The sequence below is a fragment of the uncultured Rikenella sp. genome (assembly GCF_947628055.1).
In the GTDB taxonomy this organism is placed as follows: domain Bacteria; phylum Bacteroidota; class Bacteroidia; order Bacteroidales; family Rikenellaceae; genus Rikenella.
The window spans coordinates 14,930-32,292 of record NZ_CANQYJ010000016.1 but is presented as its reverse complement, the minus strand read 5'-3'; the positions used below and the strand labels follow the sequence as shown (position 1 = coordinate 32,292).

General features: G+C 57.6%; 14 protein-coding genes. 12 read left to right on the top strand and 2 right to left on the bottom strand.

From position 1 onward, the window contains the following. Positions 1–84: 84 nt before the first annotated feature. Positions 85–873, bottom strand: coding sequence for an NAD(+)/NADH kinase (locus tag Q0Z93_RS02865; protein ID WP_298062364.1), 789 nt, complete (start codon positions 871–873; stop codon positions 85–87). Between the two features lie 469 nt (positions 874–1,342). On the opposite strand from Q0Z93_RS02865, the gene Q0Z93_RS02860 reads away from it, so the two are divergent. The 7 genes from Q0Z93_RS02860 (at position 1,343) to Q0Z93_RS02830 (ending at position 7,972) form a co-directional block, all read left to right on the top strand. Continuing rightward, a complete protein-coding gene (locus Q0Z93_RS02860; RefSeq protein WP_298062362.1) occupies positions 1,343–2,077 on the top strand; it encodes a pyridoxine 5'-phosphate synthase in 735 nt (244 codons plus the stop codon). After that, positions 2,064–3,488 carry an HD domain-containing protein gene (locus Q0Z93_RS02855; protein WP_298062360.1) on the top strand — a complete coding sequence of 475 codons (1,425 nt, stop codon included), beginning with the start codon at positions 2,064–2,066 and terminating at the stop codon, positions 3,486–3,488. The genes Q0Z93_RS02860 and Q0Z93_RS02855 overlap by 14 nt, the downstream gene beginning before the upstream one ends. Before the next feature lie 107 nt (positions 3,489–3,595). Continuing rightward, positions 3,596–3,886: a DUF721 domain-containing protein gene (locus Q0Z93_RS02850; RefSeq protein ID WP_298062357.1), complete on the top strand. Its 291-nt coding sequence runs from the start codon at positions 3,596–3,598 to the stop codon at positions 3,884–3,886. A 24-nt stretch (positions 3,887–3,910) separates the two neighbouring features. Continuing rightward, the gene (locus Q0Z93_RS02845) at positions 3,911–4,936 is read left to right on the top strand and encodes a glycosyltransferase family 2 protein (RefSeq protein WP_298062354.1); all 1,026 of its coding nucleotides are present in this window, start codon (positions 3,911–3,913) and stop codon (positions 4,934–4,936) included. A 289-nt stretch (positions 4,937–5,225) separates the two neighbouring features. Then, positions 5,226–6,347, top strand: a complete 1,122-nt coding sequence (locus tag Q0Z93_RS02840; RefSeq protein WP_298062353.1) for a Nif3-like dinuclear metal center hexameric protein — start codon at positions 5,226–5,228, stop codon at positions 6,345–6,347. Between the two features lie 29 nt (positions 6,348–6,376). Beyond that, complete coding sequence (locus tag Q0Z93_RS02835; RefSeq protein WP_298062350.1) at positions 6,377–7,156, top strand: C4-type zinc ribbon domain-containing protein; 780 nt, start codon at positions 6,377–6,379, stop codon at positions 7,154–7,156. Between the two features lie 225 nt (positions 7,157–7,381). Then, positions 7,382–7,972 carry a sigma-70 family RNA polymerase sigma factor gene (locus tag Q0Z93_RS02830; protein ID WP_298062348.1) on the top strand — a complete coding sequence of 197 codons (591 nt, stop codon included), beginning with the start codon at positions 7,382–7,384 and terminating at the stop codon, positions 7,970–7,972. 292 nt (positions 7,973–8,264) lie between these two features. Here the strand turns inward: Q0Z93_RS02830 and Q0Z93_RS02825 are convergent, their stop codons facing one another. After that, positions 8,265–8,852: a superoxide dismutase gene (locus tag Q0Z93_RS02825; protein WP_298062346.1), complete on the bottom strand. Its 588-nt coding sequence runs from the start codon at positions 8,850–8,852 to the stop codon at positions 8,265–8,267. Positions 8,853–8,962: 110 nt separating this feature from the next. Here Q0Z93_RS02825 and Q0Z93_RS02820 point away from each other — a divergent pair, with 110 nt between their 5' ends. The 5 genes from Q0Z93_RS02820 (at position 8,963) to alaS (ending at position 17,362) form a co-directional block, all read left to right on the top strand. Beyond that, positions 8,963–10,096, top strand: coding sequence for an ABC transporter substrate-binding protein (locus Q0Z93_RS02820; RefSeq protein ID WP_298062344.1), 1,134 nt, complete (start codon positions 8,963–8,965; stop codon positions 10,094–10,096). Between the two features lie 74 nt (positions 10,097–10,170). Next, on the top strand, positions 10,171–11,484 hold the full coding sequence (tilS, locus tag Q0Z93_RS02815) for a tRNA lysidine(34) synthetase TilS (RefSeq protein ID WP_298062342.1): 1,314 nt from the start codon (positions 10,171–10,173) through the stop codon (positions 11,482–11,484). A gap of 421 nt (positions 11,485–11,905) precedes the next feature. After that, positions 11,906–12,652, top strand: a complete 747-nt coding sequence (gene fabG, locus Q0Z93_RS02810) for a 3-oxoacyl-[acyl-carrier-protein] reductase (RefSeq protein WP_298062340.1) — start codon at positions 11,906–11,908, stop codon at positions 12,650–12,652. 521 nt (positions 12,653–13,173) lie between these two features. Further along, the gene (locus Q0Z93_RS02805; protein ID WP_298062338.1) at positions 13,174–13,698 is read left to right on the top strand and encodes a MerR family transcriptional regulator; all 525 of its coding nucleotides are present in this window, start codon (positions 13,174–13,176) and stop codon (positions 13,696–13,698) included. 1,024 nt (positions 13,699–14,722) lie between these two features. Continuing rightward, entirely contained in the window at positions 14,723–17,362 is a 2,640-nt protein-coding gene (alaS, locus tag Q0Z93_RS02800) for an alanine--tRNA ligase (protein WP_298062336.1), read from the top strand. The last annotated feature ends 1 nt before the right edge of the window (position 17,363 follow it).

Genomic DNA, 17,363 nt, shown 5'->3' with positions numbered 1-17,363 from the left:
CCGCCCCCATGGAAATAAATCGCCGGGTTCCCTGACCGGAGATACGGAATAGGGCTCACCCCGCCCGCATAGCGGGCAGGGTGTTTAATTGTTGTTCCGGGCATCGACGCCCCACAACAGTTTATTGCGCAAGGTCTTGTAGAAAGAGTTTCCTGCCGGCCGAACTACCCGCAGATTATGTCCGGCTTTGGCTAATTCAAATGCCGTGCCGTCGGCCACAGGGCGTTCCCGGTTGTCGATCGTGGCGATCGCTTTGCCTCCGTTCCGTGTGGTCACTTTCAAGGTGATACGGCTGGTGTCCGGTACTACTAACGGCCGGATATTCAGGTTGTGTGGCGCAATGGGCGACAGGATCAGGCACCGGCATCCGGGTGCCAGAATCGCGCCGCCCACGCTCATCGAGTAGGCGGTCGAACCGGTAGAGGTGGAAACGATCGCTCCGTCGGCCCAATAGGTGGCGACTTGTTCGCCGTCGATCCCGATTTCCACCGAGATCATGGCTGTACCGTCTTTCTGTATCGTAAATTCATTGACGGCAAGCCCTTGAATGCCTCCCGATATTGCGAGCAGGGTGCGCTCTTCGATGGTATAACTGCCGTCGCGCAGCTCGTCCAGTGCTTTCACCAGGTCTTCGAGTGCTACGGCGGCCATGAAACCGAGGCGACCGGAGTTGATCCCTAAAATGGGGATATGGCTCTCGCCCATCTTGCGAACGGTGCTCAAAAAGGTGCCGTCGCCGCCGAAACTCAATGCGAGGTCGTATCCGACGGGACTGGCCGGGTTGAATGTAAAGTCTAATCGACGCCGTCTCAACTCGCCGGTAATGATGGGTAACGATGGGTGCTCGGGCCGCGAGTAAAGGGCGATTTTCATAATCGGTGGTTCAAATTTTGCTATCTTTGTCTCTTTAAACCGTTCGTTTAATCTTTACCCTACTGTGAGTGACTGTTCTTTCTTTGAAAAGAAAGAACCAAAGAAACTTTCAGATAGCTGCGCTACTCCTTAGGCTCCGCAGTCCTCTTGCATTGAACTTTCTTTGGGGCGTGGCAATAGCGGGCATAAAGTGTTATTTACCTAAGTGCCCGCTATTGCTCACACCCCAAAAAGATCAAAGACAAGGGTATCATCCGGCAGGCTCAAGAGATGCGCAAGCATCTCAAAAAGTTTTTCTGGTTCTCTTTGTTCACAACCGACGCTGCCAGCGAGAGCAGAGCGGGCTTGCACGCTTTGCCGAGCGGCGAGGAGGAAAACAAGCGAAGCGCAGTTAAAGAGAACAGTACCCTCAAACATAGGGCAGTGAATAAACGAACGATTAAAGATAGAGCAAAAATAGGGAAAAAATATGACCAAGTTAAGTGTAAATATCAATAAGATCGCCACCCTGCGCAACTCGCGAGGCGGGAACATGCCCGACCTGCTTCAGGCCGCGCAGAACATCGAGCGGTTCGGCGGACAGGGAATCACCGTACATCCCCGTCCCGACGAGCGGCACATACGGTACTCCGACGTGCGCGCACTGAGCCCCATACTCACCACCGAATTCAACATCGAAGGCTACCCCGGCGAACGCTTCATTCAGCTCGTCAACGAAGTTCGGCCGGCGCAAGTGACCCTCGTGCCCGACGGCCCCGACGCCATCACCTCCAACGCCGGATGGGACACCGTTACCCACCGGGACATGCTCAGAGACATCGTAGCCCAATTCAAAGCCAATCATATCCGCGTATCCATCTTCGTGGACGCCGACCCGCGGATGGTCGAAGCCGCCGTGGCGACCGGCACCGACCGGGTGGAACTCTATACCGAAGCCTATGCCACCGGCTATTCCGGGAACCGCGAAGCCGCCATCGCTCCGTTTATCGCAGCCGCCAAGACCGCCGGAGAGTGCGGCCTCGGCGTGAATGCCGGACACGACCTGAGCCTCGAAAACATCGAATACTTCGCCGCCCGCATCCCCGGTCTGCTCGAAGTCTCGATCGGACACGCCTTGATTTCAGAGGCACTGTATCTGGGGCTCGAAAACACCGTCCGGCTCTACTTGCAGAAACTCCAAAACGCAGCCCATGGAGGGAAATAACCGGGCATTGAACGATCCGCTTTTCCGCCGGATCGGCGCCATCGCCGACCGCCGGGGGGTGCGGGCATACGTGATCGGCGGCTATGTGCGCGACACCTTTCTGCTGCGGCCATGTACCGACATCGACGTGGTTATCGTGGGCGGCGGGACGGGAGGCGGGATCGCCGTAGCAGAAGAATTGGGGCGCGAAGTGGGCAGCAAAGTCAGCGTTTTCCGGAACTTCGGCACCGCCATGCTGCGCGTGGGGGCATGGGAAGTCGAATTCGTCGGGGCACGGCGGGAATCTTACCGGGCAGACTCGCGGAAACCCATCGTCGAAGACGGCACGATGGAAGACGACCAGCGGCGGCGCGATTTTACGATCAACGCCATGGCCTTCGGACTGAACGCCGATCATTTCGGAGAACTGGTCGATCCGTTTGAAGGGATGGAAGATATGGAAGCGCAGCTGATCCGCACGCCGCTCGATCCGGATACCACCTTCTCGGACGACCCGCTGCGGATGGTGAGGGCCGTCCGGTTCGCCGCGCAGCTCGACTTCCGGATCGAACCGGAGACTTTCGCCGCGATCCGTCGCAATCGGGATCGGATCAAAATCATATCGAAAGAGCGGATTGCGACCGAAGTCGAGAAAATCATGCGATCGCCGCGGCCGTCGAAAGGATGGCGGCTGTTCGACGAGAGCGGGCTGCTGGAACCGATCTTCCCGCAGCTCACCCGGCTCAAAGGCGTGGATACCGTGCACGGGCGGGGACACAAGGACAACTTCATCCATACCTTGAAAGTGCTGGACAATATCGTTCCGAACACCGACAACCTGTGGCTGCGGTGGGCAGCGCTGCTGCACGACATCGGCAAGCCGCGGACCAAGGCGTGGGACGACCGGGTGGGCTGGACGTTTCACGGACACGAAGTGGTCGGCTCCAGAATGATACCCGGCATTTTCCGCGACCAGAAACTGCCGATGGACGAACGGATGAAATACGTTCAGAAATTGGTTTTCCTGCATCTGCGGCCCATCATCCTTTCGGAGGACGAGGTGACCGATTCGGCCGTGCGGCGGCTGCTTTTCGAGGCGGGAGACGATGTGGAGGACTTGATGACCTTGTGCGAGGCGGACATTACCTCGGGGAACGATGCGAAAGTGCGGCGCTACCTGTCGAATTTCGCGTTGGTGCGGCGCAAGATGCGGGAGATCGAGGAGAAAGACCATATCCGCAACTTCCAGCCGCCGATCACGGGAGAAATCATTATGGAGACTTATGGCATTCCGCCGTGCCGGATGGTGGGGACGATCAAGGAGCAGATCAAAAATGCGATCCTCGACGGCGAGATTCCGAATGAATACGAGGCGGCATACGCTTTGATGGAGAGACTGGCCGCGGCAGAGGGGCTGGTCAAGATTTCTTAACGGAGTGCGGTTGTGTTCCCGCCTCGGGTTGCCCCGCTTGCAGGCATTTGGGGCGGGGCGGCGCACCGATGGCCAGGAACGGACGGATCACTCGCAACAGAACCGATATGCGACGTACAGAACCGATGAGCGTGGGCGAACTGCTCGACGAATTTTTCAAGGAACGCGCCTTGGGGCCGGCGTCCATGGAGGGACGGGCGGTGGAGCTGTGGGCCGAGGTGGTCGGCGAGTATGTGGCCCGCTGCACGGAAGACGTGTATATCCGCGGGGGGGTATTGTATGTCAGTTTCTCGTCGTCGGCGGTCAGAGCCGAGATTTTTATGCGCCGCAAACAGCTTGCAGAGCAGCTCAATGCCCGGATCGGGGCCAAAACGGTGCGGAGCATCGTCGTGCGCTGACAGTATGGATAATATGAAAATGGAATGAAAATCAGTATCGTCATACCGGTTTATAACGTAGCCCCGTGGATCGAGGGGTGTCTGAGGTCGGTGTTCGAGCAGGGGGCGGACTCTGCGGAGAATGTACTGGAGTGTATCGTGGTGGACGACTGCGGCACGGATGGGTCGATGAAGATCGTGGAGTCGCTGGCTCCGGCCGCCAAGGCTTGCGGGGTGGATTTCCATATCGTGAGCCACATCCATAATAGAGGCTTGGCGGCGGCCAGAAATACGGGGACGGCGGTGGCGACGGGGGACTATATTTTCTACATAGACGGGGACGACTCCCTGGAACCGCGGGCTCTGGCGAATCTGGCGCAGGCGGCGGCATGCGCGGATTATCCGGACTGGGTACAGGGGAATTATCGGCGAGTGTTGCCGACGGGGGAGGTGAAGGAAGAGACGTCGTATTTTGATCCGGCCTGTCCGATTTATACGGATCGGACGGCTGTGGTGCGGAATTTCGATCGGCTCAATTTCACCAATGCCCATAACAAATTGATTCGGACTGACTTTATTCGGGACAACGGATTGGCATTCCACGACGGGCTGATCTACGAAGACGTGCTGTGGTGCATGCAGGCATACGGCGTGGTGGAGCGGATCGCGACACTGAGGCCGATGACTTACCGGCGTAATTTTCGCGAAGGTTCGATCATGCGGAGTGCGATGACTGAGGTGAAGCTGGATTCGCTGCTTTATATCGTCCGACAGCTCGCTGCCATGCCGCGCGACACGAATGTGGAGCATCGGGCGGTTTTCAATGCGGTGTACGGGATGAAGAATCTGTATATGGGGCCGTTCGGGGGGGCGTACCGACGGCAGTGGATGGCGGCGTTGTGGGAAACGGGGGTGCCGCACATGGAGGCGGATTTTTCGGAATTGCAGCCGCTGAGCCGATTGGTTGCGCGGGCGTTGCGCTACGGGCTGTTCCATGCGAAAGTCTATCTGCGGGTGCTGCTCTGGCTTTACGGGCTGTTCCTGCGGATCCGGCGAAAGAGGGAGGAATAGGTAGGCGGCGGAATATCGGCCGGAATGTGCCTGGAAATATCTTTGACCTCCATACACAGAACTTTTTATTGTACGGTTTTCACAAACAGCTTTCACACGGGTCGGAGCCAGCAGGGCCGTTGAGAGTAGTTCCAGCCCGACTCGCGTGCCGAGCGGTATTGGGCGGCGTCGGTTGTCCACAAAAAGAACAGCTCCACTGCCGCACGGGACACCTGCTGCAGACAGCCGCCATAACCCGATAAAACTATAATCCGATAAAACCACACCCAAAACCACATTCAGATAAAACATGCCCACCCTCCATGACATCATCGCCCCCATCGAAGCCGCCGCGCCGTGCGCGTGGCAGGAAAACTGGGACAACGCCGGCTGGCAAATATGCCCGGCCGACCCGAAGACCACCGAATGCACCGGAGCCTTGCTGACATTAGACGTCACCGAAGCCGTCGTAAGCGAAGCCGCGCGGGAAGGCTACAACCTCATCGTCAGCCACCACCCGCTTCTGTTCAAAGGGCTGAAACAGATTACCGCTTCTACGCCGCAAGAGCGCATCGTGGCCGAAGCCATACGCAACGGCATTGCGATCTACTCCGCCCATACCAACATGGACTCCGCGCCAGGCGGCGTGAACTTCCAGCTGGCCGAAATGCTGGGACTGACCGACATAGAAGTGCTGATTCCCCGAGACAACGACCTCGTCAAACTCGTCTTTTATACCCCTTCGGCAGAAGCCGAACGCGTGCGGAGCGCCATACTCGAAGCCGGAGCCGGTCATATCGGAAAATACGATTCGTGCAGCTACAATAATGAAGGTTTCGGCACATTCCGGGCGGCTTCCGATACCTGCCGACCATTCGCGGGCCAGATCGGGGAATTGCACCGGGAACCCGAAATTCGGACCGAAACCGTCGTACCCAGACATTTAGCGGGACACATCGTCGATACGTTAAAAAAAGTACACCCTTACGAAGAACCCGCCTACGACATCATCCCTTTGGAACTGCCCCATCGCGGCGTCGGGTTGGGCTGCGTGGGAAATCTGCCGCAGGCAGTGCCCGCCGCAGAATTTTTGCAACACATCGCCCGAACCTTGAACATGCCTTACCTGCGGCACAGCGAGATAGCGACCGAAACGGTGCGGCGGGTGGCCTTGTGCGGCGGCAGCGGCGCAGAATTCATACCGGCGGCTATTGCTTCCGGAGCGCAAGTCTACCTCACCGCCGACCTCAAATACCACGACTTCCAGCGCGGAACGGGCGTCATTACCCTGGTCGACGGCGGCCATTTCGAGACCGAGCAACAACTACTGGATGTTTTTTATAAACTCATCTCGAAAAAAATGCCTAATTTTGCAGTTCGCCGGGCGGCCATGCCCTCCAACCCCGTCGGCTACCTGCTCCGGACACGATAAAAGCAAATTATACCAAGCGATACACATACATGGCAACCAAAAGCAAAACCACCGCCCAGGAAGAGCTCTCCACCGAAGAGAAGATCGGCGTCCTCTACGGCCTCCAGCAGATCGACTCCAAAATGGACAGCATCAACCACATCAAAGGCGAGCTGCCTTACGAAGTACAGGATCTCGAAGACATCATCGGCGGACTGGAAACCCGCATCTCGGGCTATTCCGCTCAAGCCGACGAACTGGCCAAAGAGGTGAAAACCAAAAAAGAGGAGATCGAACAGGCCAAAGGCCTCATCAAGAAATACGAAGCACAGCAGGACGACGTGCACAACAACCGCGAGTTCGACTCCCTCTCCAAAGAGATCGAATACCAGAAGCTCGAAATCGAGCTGGCCGAAAAGCGCATCAAAGAATTCAACGCCGAAATCAAGAACAAGAAAAAACAGATCGAAGATACCAAAGAGACCCTCGAAGACCGGAAGATCGACCTGGAGGCCAAACGTGCCGAATTGGCAGACATCGAGGCGGATACTGCCAAGGAATTGGCAGACTTGCGGGCCCAGGCGGAGACTGCACGAGGCAAGATCGACGAGCGGCTTTTGTCTGCCTACGACCGGATTCGGAAAAACGTGCGCAATGGATTGGCTGTCGTTACCGTGAAACGGGATGCGTGCGGAGGGTGCTTCAACCGCATTCCGCCGCAGCGGCAGCTGGATATCCGGATGAGCAAAAAAGTTATCGTCTGCGAATATTGCGGCAGGATCTTGGTATCCGACCTGCTCAACGAGAACTCGGACGGCGGCAACGAATAACACCCGGATTACGGCATTTCAGGCGGCATGACAAAAAGTCCTGCCGCCTTTTTTGGCATATTTGTTGCACGACAAAACAACGAAAAGTCCATTACGACTAAAAAACAGGACGGCTTTGCAGAAACCGAAAAAATAAGTATCTTGCATCGCTCGATTAACGCTAAAACATCACCGCCTATAGACCTACATCTACTCGAAACCAATAAAAACAAAGGAGTAGACGCAATGAACAAAGAAATCAGAAGCGACAACGACCGGTTGTTGCTCCAGTCATTCGCGGGCGGCGATGAATCTGCGATCACGGTCCTTATCGAGCGTCACCGGAAAAAAGTATACAACTATATACTCATGCTGGTCAAAGACCGGCAGACCGCCGACGACCTCTTTCAGGAAACATTCATCAAAGTCATAAACAGCCTGCGCAGCGGCCGTTATGCCGAAAACGGAAAATTCATCTCGTGGGTGCTGCGCATCGCGCACAACCAAGTGATAGACCATTTCCGCGGCGGCAGAAAACCGGCGCATATCACCAGCGAAGATGCCGGATACGACATTCTGAACAACAAGAAGTTAGCCGATCCGAACATCGAAGAGGAGATGATCCACGACCAGATCGAGCAGGATGTGCGCAACCTGATCGACCACCTGCCGGTGGAGCAGCGCGAAGTGGTGGTGCTGAGGCATTATTTCGACCTCAGCTTCAAAGAGATCGCGCAGCAGACAGGGGTGAGTATCAACACGGCTTTGGGCCGGATGCGGTATGCGCTGATCAACCTGCGCAAGCTGATCGACGAAAAGCAGATCGCTTTCGCTTGATGACCGGCAGGATCGGACGCATAGACCGACAGGTTCCGCCTTCCAAAAGAGGCGGAACCTGTTGCTTTATCGGCCCTGCCTCAAGTTCCGGGCCAGCGCCATCGGAATCGTCGCCGGTGCGGGTGTGAAGCTGCCATCCCCCTGCTTGGGCAAGGAAGCACGAGGCACAGTCGCTGCGGGTAGAGGCGGTTCGGCAGGCAGACGCAAAATCGGCCGGTTCGCGGCGGATACTGAAAACCTCGCGTCCCGTTTTTAAAAACGGGACGCGAGGCGATCGTACAGAGAACCCTCTTTAGAGCGTATCTTCATACCGTTTCTCGATGACCTTCCAGTCCACCAGATTCCACAAACCCGACAGGAAATCCGGCCGGCGGTTCTGGTAATCCAGATAATAAGCATGTTCCCACACATCCGCGGTCAGCAGCGGGATCGACCCGTTTTTTAAAGGATTGTGCGCATTCGGCCCCTGCGTGATTTCCAGCGAGCCGTCCGGCGCGACCGACAGCCACGCCCAGCCCGAACCGAAAAGCGTCACCCCCGCTTTGGCGAAAGCCTCCTTGAACGCCCCCAGCGAACCGAAACTGCGGTCGATCGCCTCCCGGAGCACTCCTTCCGGCTCTTTTTTGCCGTTCGGAGCCAGCTGAAAAAAGAAAAAGATATGGTTCCACGCCTGCGCGGCATTGTTGTAGATCGCCCCGTCCGATTGACGAACGATCTCCTCCAGCGTATCGTTTTCGAGCGGCGTGCCCTCGATCAGGCCGTTGAGGTTATTGATATAGGCCGCCTCGTGTTTTCCCCAGTGGAATTCGACGGTACGCGCGCTCATGATCGGTTCCAGCGCATTGACCGGATAAGGCAGGGCAGGTAATTCAAATTTCATGATAATCGGTTTTTAGCGTTGTTGAACGAATGTTGATCCTTTGTGACGGATCGAATGCAAAATCTGTTCCAAACCCCTACCTTTGTCGATGTGAAACCTAAAACAGAGCCATGAAACACATTTTCATCCTGCTGGCCGGCCTCGGCGCCCTGTTGCAGACCGCTTGCGGCGGTTCGGGCCGGGTCGCACAGAACAGCGGCGACACCTTGCGCCCGGTGTACGAGGCGCGTTATGCCCGGCGGTTCGCCCTGCTGCCCGATGACCGGGGGGCCGTGCTGAGGGTGATGAATCCCTGGCAAGGGGCCGAGAACATCACCTGCGACTACCGGTTGGTGGCCGATACGACTGTCGCTTTGCAGCCCGGGGAAATCCGGTGGCCGATCCGGTCGGCGGTCTGCATGTCCTCGTCCCATGTCGCCTTTTTCGATGCCGTGGGGGCGGTCGGGGCAGTCAAGGGCGTGTCCGGGATAGACTTCATCTCCAACCCGGCCGTGCATGCCGCGGGAGTCAGGGATGTGGGCTATGACAACAACCTCGATTATGAAGCGATCGTGGCACTGCGGCCGGATGCGGTGTTTATGTACGGCCTCACGGGCGAGAATGCCGCGGCGGCCAAGCTGGAGCAATTGGGCGTGCCGGTGGTCTATATCGCCGACTATTTGGAGAACGATCCGCTGGGGCGGGCCGAATGGATCGTTCCTTTCGGGTGGCTCGCCGGGCGGATGGACGATGCGGTGGCGCAATTCATGCACACGGAAAACGAATACAAATCCCTGGGCGAGCTGGCGGCGGCTGCCGTCGGTGCCGAAGCGCGGCCGAAAGTGATGCTCAATGCCCCTTACAAGGATGTCTGGTATCTGCCGGGCGACCGGAGCTATATGGTGCGGCTGCTGGACGATGCGGGGGGCGATTATCTGGGCCGGGGCGAGGATACGGACGTAAGTCGCCCGGTGAGTGCGGAAAAGGCTCTGCTGCTGATGGCGGAAGCGGACTTCTGGCTGAATCCGGGCATGGCGCGGGACTTGGCGCAGCTCGAGGCTGACAACCGCCGTTTCGCCGATCTGCCTGTGGTGCGGGCCGGCAAGGTGTTCAACAACAATGCCCGGATCACGCCGATGGGGGGCAGCGATTTCTGGGAGTCGGGGGCGGTGCGGCCGGACGTCGTATTGGCCGATCTGATCCGGATTCTGCATCCGGAACTGCTGCCGGATCACGATCTGTATTACTTCCGGAAGTTGGAATAACGCAGGGGGCAGCCCGGTACATCCGATTTCAGACTCAATCTCGGGCCACGGTGCCCGCAAACAGCAGAAAAACCATGCTCGAATCTTTTCGCCAATACATACGCCACCGCCGTCTGATCGCTGACGGCGACCGTATCCTGGTCGCCGTCAGCGGCGGCATCGACTCCATGACGCTGCTCGACCTGATGCGGCAGGCTTACGGCGGCAGGATCGCCGCGGCACACTGCAATTTCAGTCTGCGCGGCGCCGAGTCCGACGGCGACCAGCAGCTGGTCGAAGATTACTGCCTGCAACACCGCATCCCGCTGTACACGGTTCGTTTCGATACCGAAAACGAGGCGCGCGAGCACGGCGAATCCATCCAGATGGCCGCCCGTCGTTTGCGGTACGACTGGTTTGACGGTCTGTGCGACAAATACGGTTACGATAAGATCGCTATCGCCCACCATGCGGACGACTCTATCGAGACTTTTTTCATCAATCTGCTGCGGGGAACCGGTCTGAGGGGGCTGACCGGCATTGCCGACCGGCGCGGCCGCATCATCCGGCCTTTGCTCTTCGCCCGGCGCGACGACATCGTCTCCTATGCTGTCGCGGGCGGGGTGCCTTACCGCGAAGATTCCACCAACGCCACGCTGAAATATCTCCGCAATCGCTTGCGGCACGACATTCTTCCGAGGCTGGACAGCGCCTCGAACAACCGCCTGGCGCAGACGATGGAGCAGAATCTGATGCGGTTGCAGCAAGCACAGCGGTTCATCGATGCGCGGATCAGGGAGCTGCGTCCGGTGGCGTTGCATGACCATGTCCTCGATCTGTCCGTCCTCGATGCCGACTGCCTTGCGTTCGAGCTTTACGAATTGCTGCGTCCCTACGGTTTTGCGCCGGAGACTGTCGAAGACCTGGCGGCGGTGCTGAACCGCCGGGCCGAGGACTGCGATGTCACCGCTTCCGGAAAACGGTTCGAGGCTTCGGAATGGAGCGCTGCGATCGACCGCGGACGTATCATGCTGTCTCCCCGCATCGTGGAGCCTTTCCGCGAGGAGCGGATCGCGGAGGCGGATCCCCGTATCGAATGGCTCTCGGTGGATGAGTTGCCTGACAGCCTCGCTGCGCCGCCGAATGTGGCCTATCTCACTGCCGACGCGTTGAAATTCCCGCTGTTGCTGCGGCAGTGGCGCGAGGGCGACTGGTTCATTCCGTTGGGCATGGCCGGGCAGAAAAAAGTGAGCGATTTTCTGATCGATGCCAAGGTGGCTGCCGTCGACAAGGCCCGGCAGGGTGTGCTGGTCTCCGGAGAGACCATCGTCTGGCTGGTCGGGCGGCGCATCGACGACCGTTACAAGGTGCGGCAGGATGCCGGACGTATTGTCCGCATCACGCTGTGAACTATGTTTTTGTATAATCTCTGCCTTGCGGGCTGACAGGTCTCCTTTTCTTGTTTGCCGCTTCTGCCGCGGGGGTATTTTCTTGCGTAATCGCCCCTCGAACCGGCGGAGCTTTTCCTTTTTTGCCGGTAAAGAACCGACGGTGCCGAGCAGCTCCGAAGCCGGGGTGCGCAGACTGAACTTGACCAAGCGAATAGCCAGACCGTACCTCCCCCGTGTCAGGCCGGAAGTGTCGTACAGATGCCTCTGCTTCAATTCGCTTTCAATCACAACCCAACGGATCGGCCCCGCCGCCCGGTTTTCCGGCCTTCTTGCCGATGAGAAAAGAGACCGGGCGATTACACGAGCCGATGAATGGATATAAATTCGGAAAAATATTACCTTTGTCTCAGTCAATATCATCAATACCATACGTAAAAGCATGAAACTTCTCGAAGGAAAAGTCGCTGTCATCACGGGAGCGGCTCGCGGGATCGGCAAGGCCATCGCGCTCAAATTCGCGACCGAAGGGGCGAACATTGCGTTCACCGACCTGAACGAAGACGACAACTTCCGGAATACGGAAAAAGAGATCGCCGCACTGGGAGTCAAGGCCAAAGGATATGCTTCCAATGCCGCCGATTTCGCACAGGCGGCCCAGACCGTCGAACAGGTAGTCAAAGATTTCGGCCGGGTGGACATTCTGGTGAACAACGCGGGCATTACGCGCGACGGCTTGTTGATGCGGATGAGCGAACAGCAGTGGGACATGGTCATCAACGTCAATCTCAAATCGGCATTCAACCTGACGAAAGCGGTGCTTCCGTTCATGATGAAACAGCGTTCGGGGGCGATCGTCAATATGAGTTCCGTGGTGGGGGTGAGCGGGAATGCGGGGCAGGCGAACTATTCGGCATCCAAAGCGGGGCTGATCGGTCTGACCAAATCGACGGCAAAGGAATTGGGATCGCGCGGGATCCGGTGCAATGCGATTGCACCGGGGTTCATCATCACCGACATGACGGGGGCGCTGCCGGAAGACGTGCGCAAGGACTGGGAATCGAAAATTCCACTCAAACGCGGCGGGACGCCGGACGATGTGGCCAATGTGTGCCTATTCCTTGCATCGGATCTGGCGGGATATGTGTCGGGGCAGGTGATACACTGCTGCGGCGGGATGAACATGTAGTTCCATTTCCGGTGCAGACAGGCGCCGAAGATTTTTCAGGCTTTCTTCCGGCTATCGGGAGAAAGCCTTGTTTGTTTGCGGTGACCGCGGTGTCTTCGATGCGGTCGGTTGTTCGGACTTTCCGCCGGTTGCCACGGAACGGGGGTTTCATTTCCTTGTCCTCGGCGCGCTTTCTCCTCTGACTACTTGCACTGGCAGGTTTGAGCCGGACGCCCGGGAAATTTAGAGTTAGTTACAGCCCGGACAGACTGCACCCTCTTTACCACTAAAAAATGTATTTTCCCGCGCGCTGGGGAAATCTTGTTCAAAAGCGCAAGCTGCTTTTGAACGATTTCCTACTCCAGCCGTCGCGCGCGGAGCCGCGCGGCACTTCAACTGGACTGTAATTACCCTAAACAGTCCCCACAGGCTCCGGCCAAAGGAAACCGTTTGTAAAAACGCGCCCTCAAACCAACCGATGCCCGAATATACCGTAAAAATCGCTATCTTGGCAGACTGAAAACCTCAAATCCGGCAAACGCATGGCAGACGAGAAGAAACCCTCGCGGAAGATGTTCTTCAGCATGGGCGAAGTGTCCGAGATGTTCGACGTGAATCCCTCCCTGATCCGTTTCTGGGAGAAGCGGTTCGACGTACTCAAACCCCGCAAGAATGCCAAGGGAAACCGGCTGTTTACTCCGGAGGATGTTGAGAACCTGAAACTGATCTACCACCTGGTCAAGGAGAAAGGGATGACTTTGGCGGGGGCGGAGAAATATATCAAGGACAACAAAAACGTTCTGCGGCGGGACGTGGAGATACTCGAGCATCTGGGTCGCATCCGCGCTGCTCTGCTGGAGATCAAGTCGGAGCTGGGCAGCGAAAGCACGGATACGGAGATAGTCGTGAAAACCGAAACGCTGGCAGCGGCGATCAACGAAGCGATGCCCGAACCGGTCACGGTCGAGGAGGCGCTCGAACAGCAGCGGACGGAGGAAGAAGCCGAAGATGTGCAACAGGAAGCCGCGAAACTGCGTTATATAGAGCCGACCTTGTTCGAGTTGTAAGGTCACCGCAGGCAGTATCGCAACAGCGCTACCGGATGGAACAGCGGGAACCGAGAGCTCGCTTTCTCGCGTTCGCTTTGCGGCTGCAAAGGCTTGGGCTTCTTGTCGTTGCCACGGGAATCGGGTTTTCATTTCTTTGTCCCCTGCGTGTTTTCCTTCAGGCTACTCGAACTGGCAAGTCCGGACTGGACGTTTCGGGGGTGGTGCCTTTGGCGCCAGCGCGCAAGGCCGGCGATGCTCACGCATTGCACAACTTGTTGCCGGATTAATTCCAGCCCGGCATTCCATAGAGAGCCGTAGGTTGATCGCTTTGCGTACTGCAAGGCACTGCGGGAAGCTGCGGCCCGCAGTGGAGCTCCGCAACTCTTTAATCGCTTGCGCGAGAGTTGTGTTCCCACAGGTTGCGACCTTGTTGAAAAATTGTAGGTTTAATTGTGCACCTGGTTTGAGGGAACTGTTCTCTTTGTGAACAAAGAGAACCAGAAAAACTTATTGAGATGCTTGCGCATCTCTTGAACCTGCCGGATGCCCTTGCCTTTGATTCTCTTGGGGTGTGAGCAATAGCGGGCTATTGAGTATGTGCCTTATGCCCGCTATTGCCACGCCCCAAAGAAAGTGCAATGCAAGAGGACTGCGGAGCCTAAGGAGTAGCGTAGCTATCTGAAAGTTTCTTTGGTTCTTTCTTTGAAAAGAAAGAACGGTACCATCCGGCACAGTGCAAATAAACCTACAATTTATTTTAGTCGTTGCGATCCAAAGGATCGCCAGACTCCGCGCTCAGCAGCGAAACCGCTCGGGGGGTGAGCACGAGGCCGAACATGCCGGACTTTTTATTGTACGATTGAAAATCAAATTTCCGCGTCAGCGGGCCAGCCGAGTTCATGCGGCAGCATTCCCTCTAGTCCGGATTTCCAGCAAATGTCCGGACTCCCAGCAAAACACCAGCCGGTTCATCTCTCAAATCGAAAAATATCGTAATTTTGCTTCTTCACATCGTTATACCGACAAAAGAGACAAAAGACATATGAATTCCAACGAAATCCGCACGATCTTCCTCGATTTTTTCCGCGAGAAACAACACCGGATCGTGCCGTCGGCGCCGATGGTCGTCAAGAACGACCCGACCCTGATGTTCACCAACGCCGGGATGAACCAGTTCAAAGACATTTTCCTCGGGAACCAGCCGGCCCAGTCGCCGCGCGTAGCCGACAGTCAGAAATGCCTGCGGGTGAGCGGCAAGCACAACGACCTCGAAGAAGTAGGCCACGACACCTACCACCACACCATGTTCGAGATGCTCGGGAACTGGAGCTTCGGCGACTACTTCAAGAAAGAAGCGATCGCTTGGGCGTGGGAGCTGCTGACCGAACGCTACAAACTGCCGACCGACCGGCTGTACGCCACCGTTTTCGAGGGATCGCCGGACGAAGGAGTACCTTTCGACCAGGAAGCCTATGATTTTTGGGCCGAACGGCTGCCGGAATCGCATATTCTCAAGGGAAACAAACACGACAACTTTTGGGAGATGGGCGATACAGGGCCATGCGGGCCGTGTTCGGAAATCCACTTCGACCTGCGCAGCGACAAAGAGCGGGCGGCGACCGACGGGGCGACACTCGTGAACAAAGACCACCCGCAGGTGATCGAGATATGGAACCTCGTCTTCATGCAGTTCAACCGGAAAGCCAACGGCTCATTGGAGCCGCTGCCGGCCAGGCATGTCGATACCGGGATGGGGTTTGAACGGCTTTGCATGGTGATTCAGGGGAAACAGTCGAACTACGACACCGACGTATTCCAGCCGCTGCTACAGGAGCTGGCCAAGATGGCCGGCGTGGCGTACGGCAAGGACGAAAAGAAAGACATCGCCATGCGCGTGATTGCGGATCACCTGCGGGCGATTGCCTTTTCGATCGCCGACGGGCAGCTGCCGAGCAACGTCAAGGCGGGATATGTCATTCGGCGGATACTGCGGCGGGCAGTGCGGTACGGATACACCTACCTCGGGTTTACCGAACCGTTCATCTGCCGGTTGGTGCCGACCCTCGTGGGACAGATGGGGGGGCAGTTCCCGGAACTCAAGGCGCAGCAACAGCTGATCGAAAAAGTGATCTCCGAAGAAGAAAACTCGTTCCTGCGGACGCTGGCCACGGGGATCAACCTGCTCGACTCGATCATCAAGAAGCTGCCGTCCGGGGGGGCCGCGAAACGGGTAATTTGCGGTGCCGATGCCTTTACGCTGTACGACACGTACGGCTTTCCGATCGACCTGACGCAGCTGATCGCTTCGGAACAGGGAGTGCAGGTCGATATTGCAGGGTTTGAAAAGGAACTGGAGGCGCAGAAAAACCGCTCGCGGAACGCTTCGGCAGTGGAGACGGACGACTGGGTCGAGGTGTTGCCGGTGGAACAGTCGGAATTCGTGGGGTATGACCAGGCTTCGGTTCGCGGGGTGCGGATCTCGCGCTATCGGCGGGTTGCCTCCAAAGGGAAAACGCATTACCAGATCGTGCTCGACCGGACGCCATTCTACGGGAATATGGGGGGGCAGGTCGGCGATACGGGCAGCCTGACCGACCTGGCGACGGGCGAACGGACGGCGATCACCGACACTCAGAAAGAAAACAACCTGACGGTGCATATCGCCAATGCCTTGCCGGCGAATGTCGAGGCGGAGTTCGAGGCGGCGGTGGATGTCGAGCGGCGGATGGCTTCGGCGGCCAACCATACGGCGACCCACTTGATGCACCAGGCTTTGCGGGAGGTTTTGGGGACGCATGTCGAACAGAAAGGGTCGCTCGTGACGCCGGACTACCTGCGGTTCGACTTTTCGCACTTCCAGAAGGTCACGAACGAGGAGCTGCGGGCGGTGGAACGCAAGGTCAATGCGGCGATCCGCGCCAATTTCCCGCTCGAAGAGGATCGCCACTGCACGATGGAGCGGGCCAAAACGCTGGGGGCGATGATGCTCTTCGGGGAGAAGTACGGGGATGAAGTGCGGGTGGTGAAGTACGGCGATTCGGTGGAACTGTGCGGGGGGCTGCACGTGCCGGCGACGGGAAATATCGGGCTGTTCCGGATCGTATCCGAAGAGTCGAGCTCGGCGGGGATCCGGCGGATCGAAGCGGTGACGGGGCTGACGGCGGAGGAGATGTGCGAAGAGCAGAACGACATGATTCAGGAACTGATGACGACCCTGCGGACGAATCAGGTGATGGCGGCGCTCAAGAAAATGATAGAAGAGAATGCCGAAATGGGCAAGCAGATGAACCAAATCAGGCAGGCGCGGGACGGGTTCCTGGTCGAAAAACTGATGGGATTCACAGAACCTGTGGGGGATTTCCATGTGCTTTCGCGGCGGCTGGATTTGGTGCCGGAGTCGGTGAAGGGCGTAGCGTTCGGGCTGCGGGAACGGATGGGCGACATGGCGGCGGTCTTCGGCAGCGTATTCAGCGGGAAACCGACCTTGACGGTGGTGCTGAGCGACTCGGCGGTGGCGCAGGGGCTCAATGCGGGGGCGATCGTGCGCGAGGCGGCCAAACTGATCCAGGGCGGGGGTGGAGGCCAGCCGCACTATGCGACGGCGGGCGGTAAGAATGCCGAGGGGATCGAAGCGGCGATGCAGGCGGCTTTCGATCTGATTTGCGCCAAGTTGCGGGCTTAAG

What these genes read in the sequence shown, in the direction of transcription:
- Q0Z93_RS02865 (WP_298062364.1), bottom strand. Translation starts at nt 873, where the DNA reads ATGAAAATCGCCCTTTACTCGCGGCCCGAGCACCCATCGTTACCCATC.
- Q0Z93_RS02860 (WP_298062362.1), top strand. Translation starts at nt 1,343, where the DNA reads ATGACCAAGTTAAGTGTAAATATCAATAAGATCGCCACCCTGCGCAAC.
- Q0Z93_RS02855 (WP_298062360.1), top strand. Translation starts at nt 2,064, where the DNA reads ATGGAGGGAAATAACCGGGCATTGAACGATCCGCTTTTCCGCCGGATC.
- Q0Z93_RS02850 (WP_298062357.1), top strand. Translation starts at nt 3,596, where the DNA reads ATGCGACGTACAGAACCGATGAGCGTGGGCGAACTGCTCGACGAATTT.
- Q0Z93_RS02845 (WP_298062354.1), top strand. Translation starts at nt 3,911, where the DNA reads ATGAAAATCAGTATCGTCATACCGGTTTATAACGTAGCCCCGTGGATC.
- Q0Z93_RS02840 (WP_298062353.1), top strand. Translation starts at nt 5,226, where the DNA reads ATGCCCACCCTCCATGACATCATCGCCCCCATCGAAGCCGCCGCGCCG.
- Q0Z93_RS02835 (WP_298062350.1), top strand. Translation starts at nt 6,377, where the DNA reads ATGGCAACCAAAAGCAAAACCACCGCCCAGGAAGAGCTCTCCACCGAA.
- Q0Z93_RS02830 (WP_298062348.1), top strand. Translation starts at nt 7,382, where the DNA reads ATGAACAAAGAAATCAGAAGCGACAACGACCGGTTGTTGCTCCAGTCA.
- Q0Z93_RS02825 (WP_298062346.1), bottom strand. Translation starts at nt 8,852, where the DNA reads ATGAAATTTGAATTACCTGCCCTGCCTTATCCGGTCAATGCGCTGGAA.
- Q0Z93_RS02820 (WP_298062344.1), top strand. Translation starts at nt 8,963, where the DNA reads ATGAAACACATTTTCATCCTGCTGGCCGGCCTCGGCGCCCTGTTGCAG.
- tilS (WP_298062342.1), top strand. Translation starts at nt 10,171, where the DNA reads ATGCTCGAATCTTTTCGCCAATACATACGCCACCGCCGTCTGATCGCT.
- fabG (WP_298062340.1), top strand. Translation starts at nt 11,906, where the DNA reads ATGAAACTTCTCGAAGGAAAAGTCGCTGTCATCACGGGAGCGGCTCGC.
- Q0Z93_RS02805 (WP_298062338.1), top strand. Translation starts at nt 13,174, where the DNA reads ATGGCAGACGAGAAGAAACCCTCGCGGAAGATGTTCTTCAGCATGGGC.
- alaS (WP_298062336.1), top strand. Translation starts at nt 14,723, where the DNA reads ATGAATTCCAACGAAATCCGCACGATCTTCCTCGATTTTTTCCGCGAG.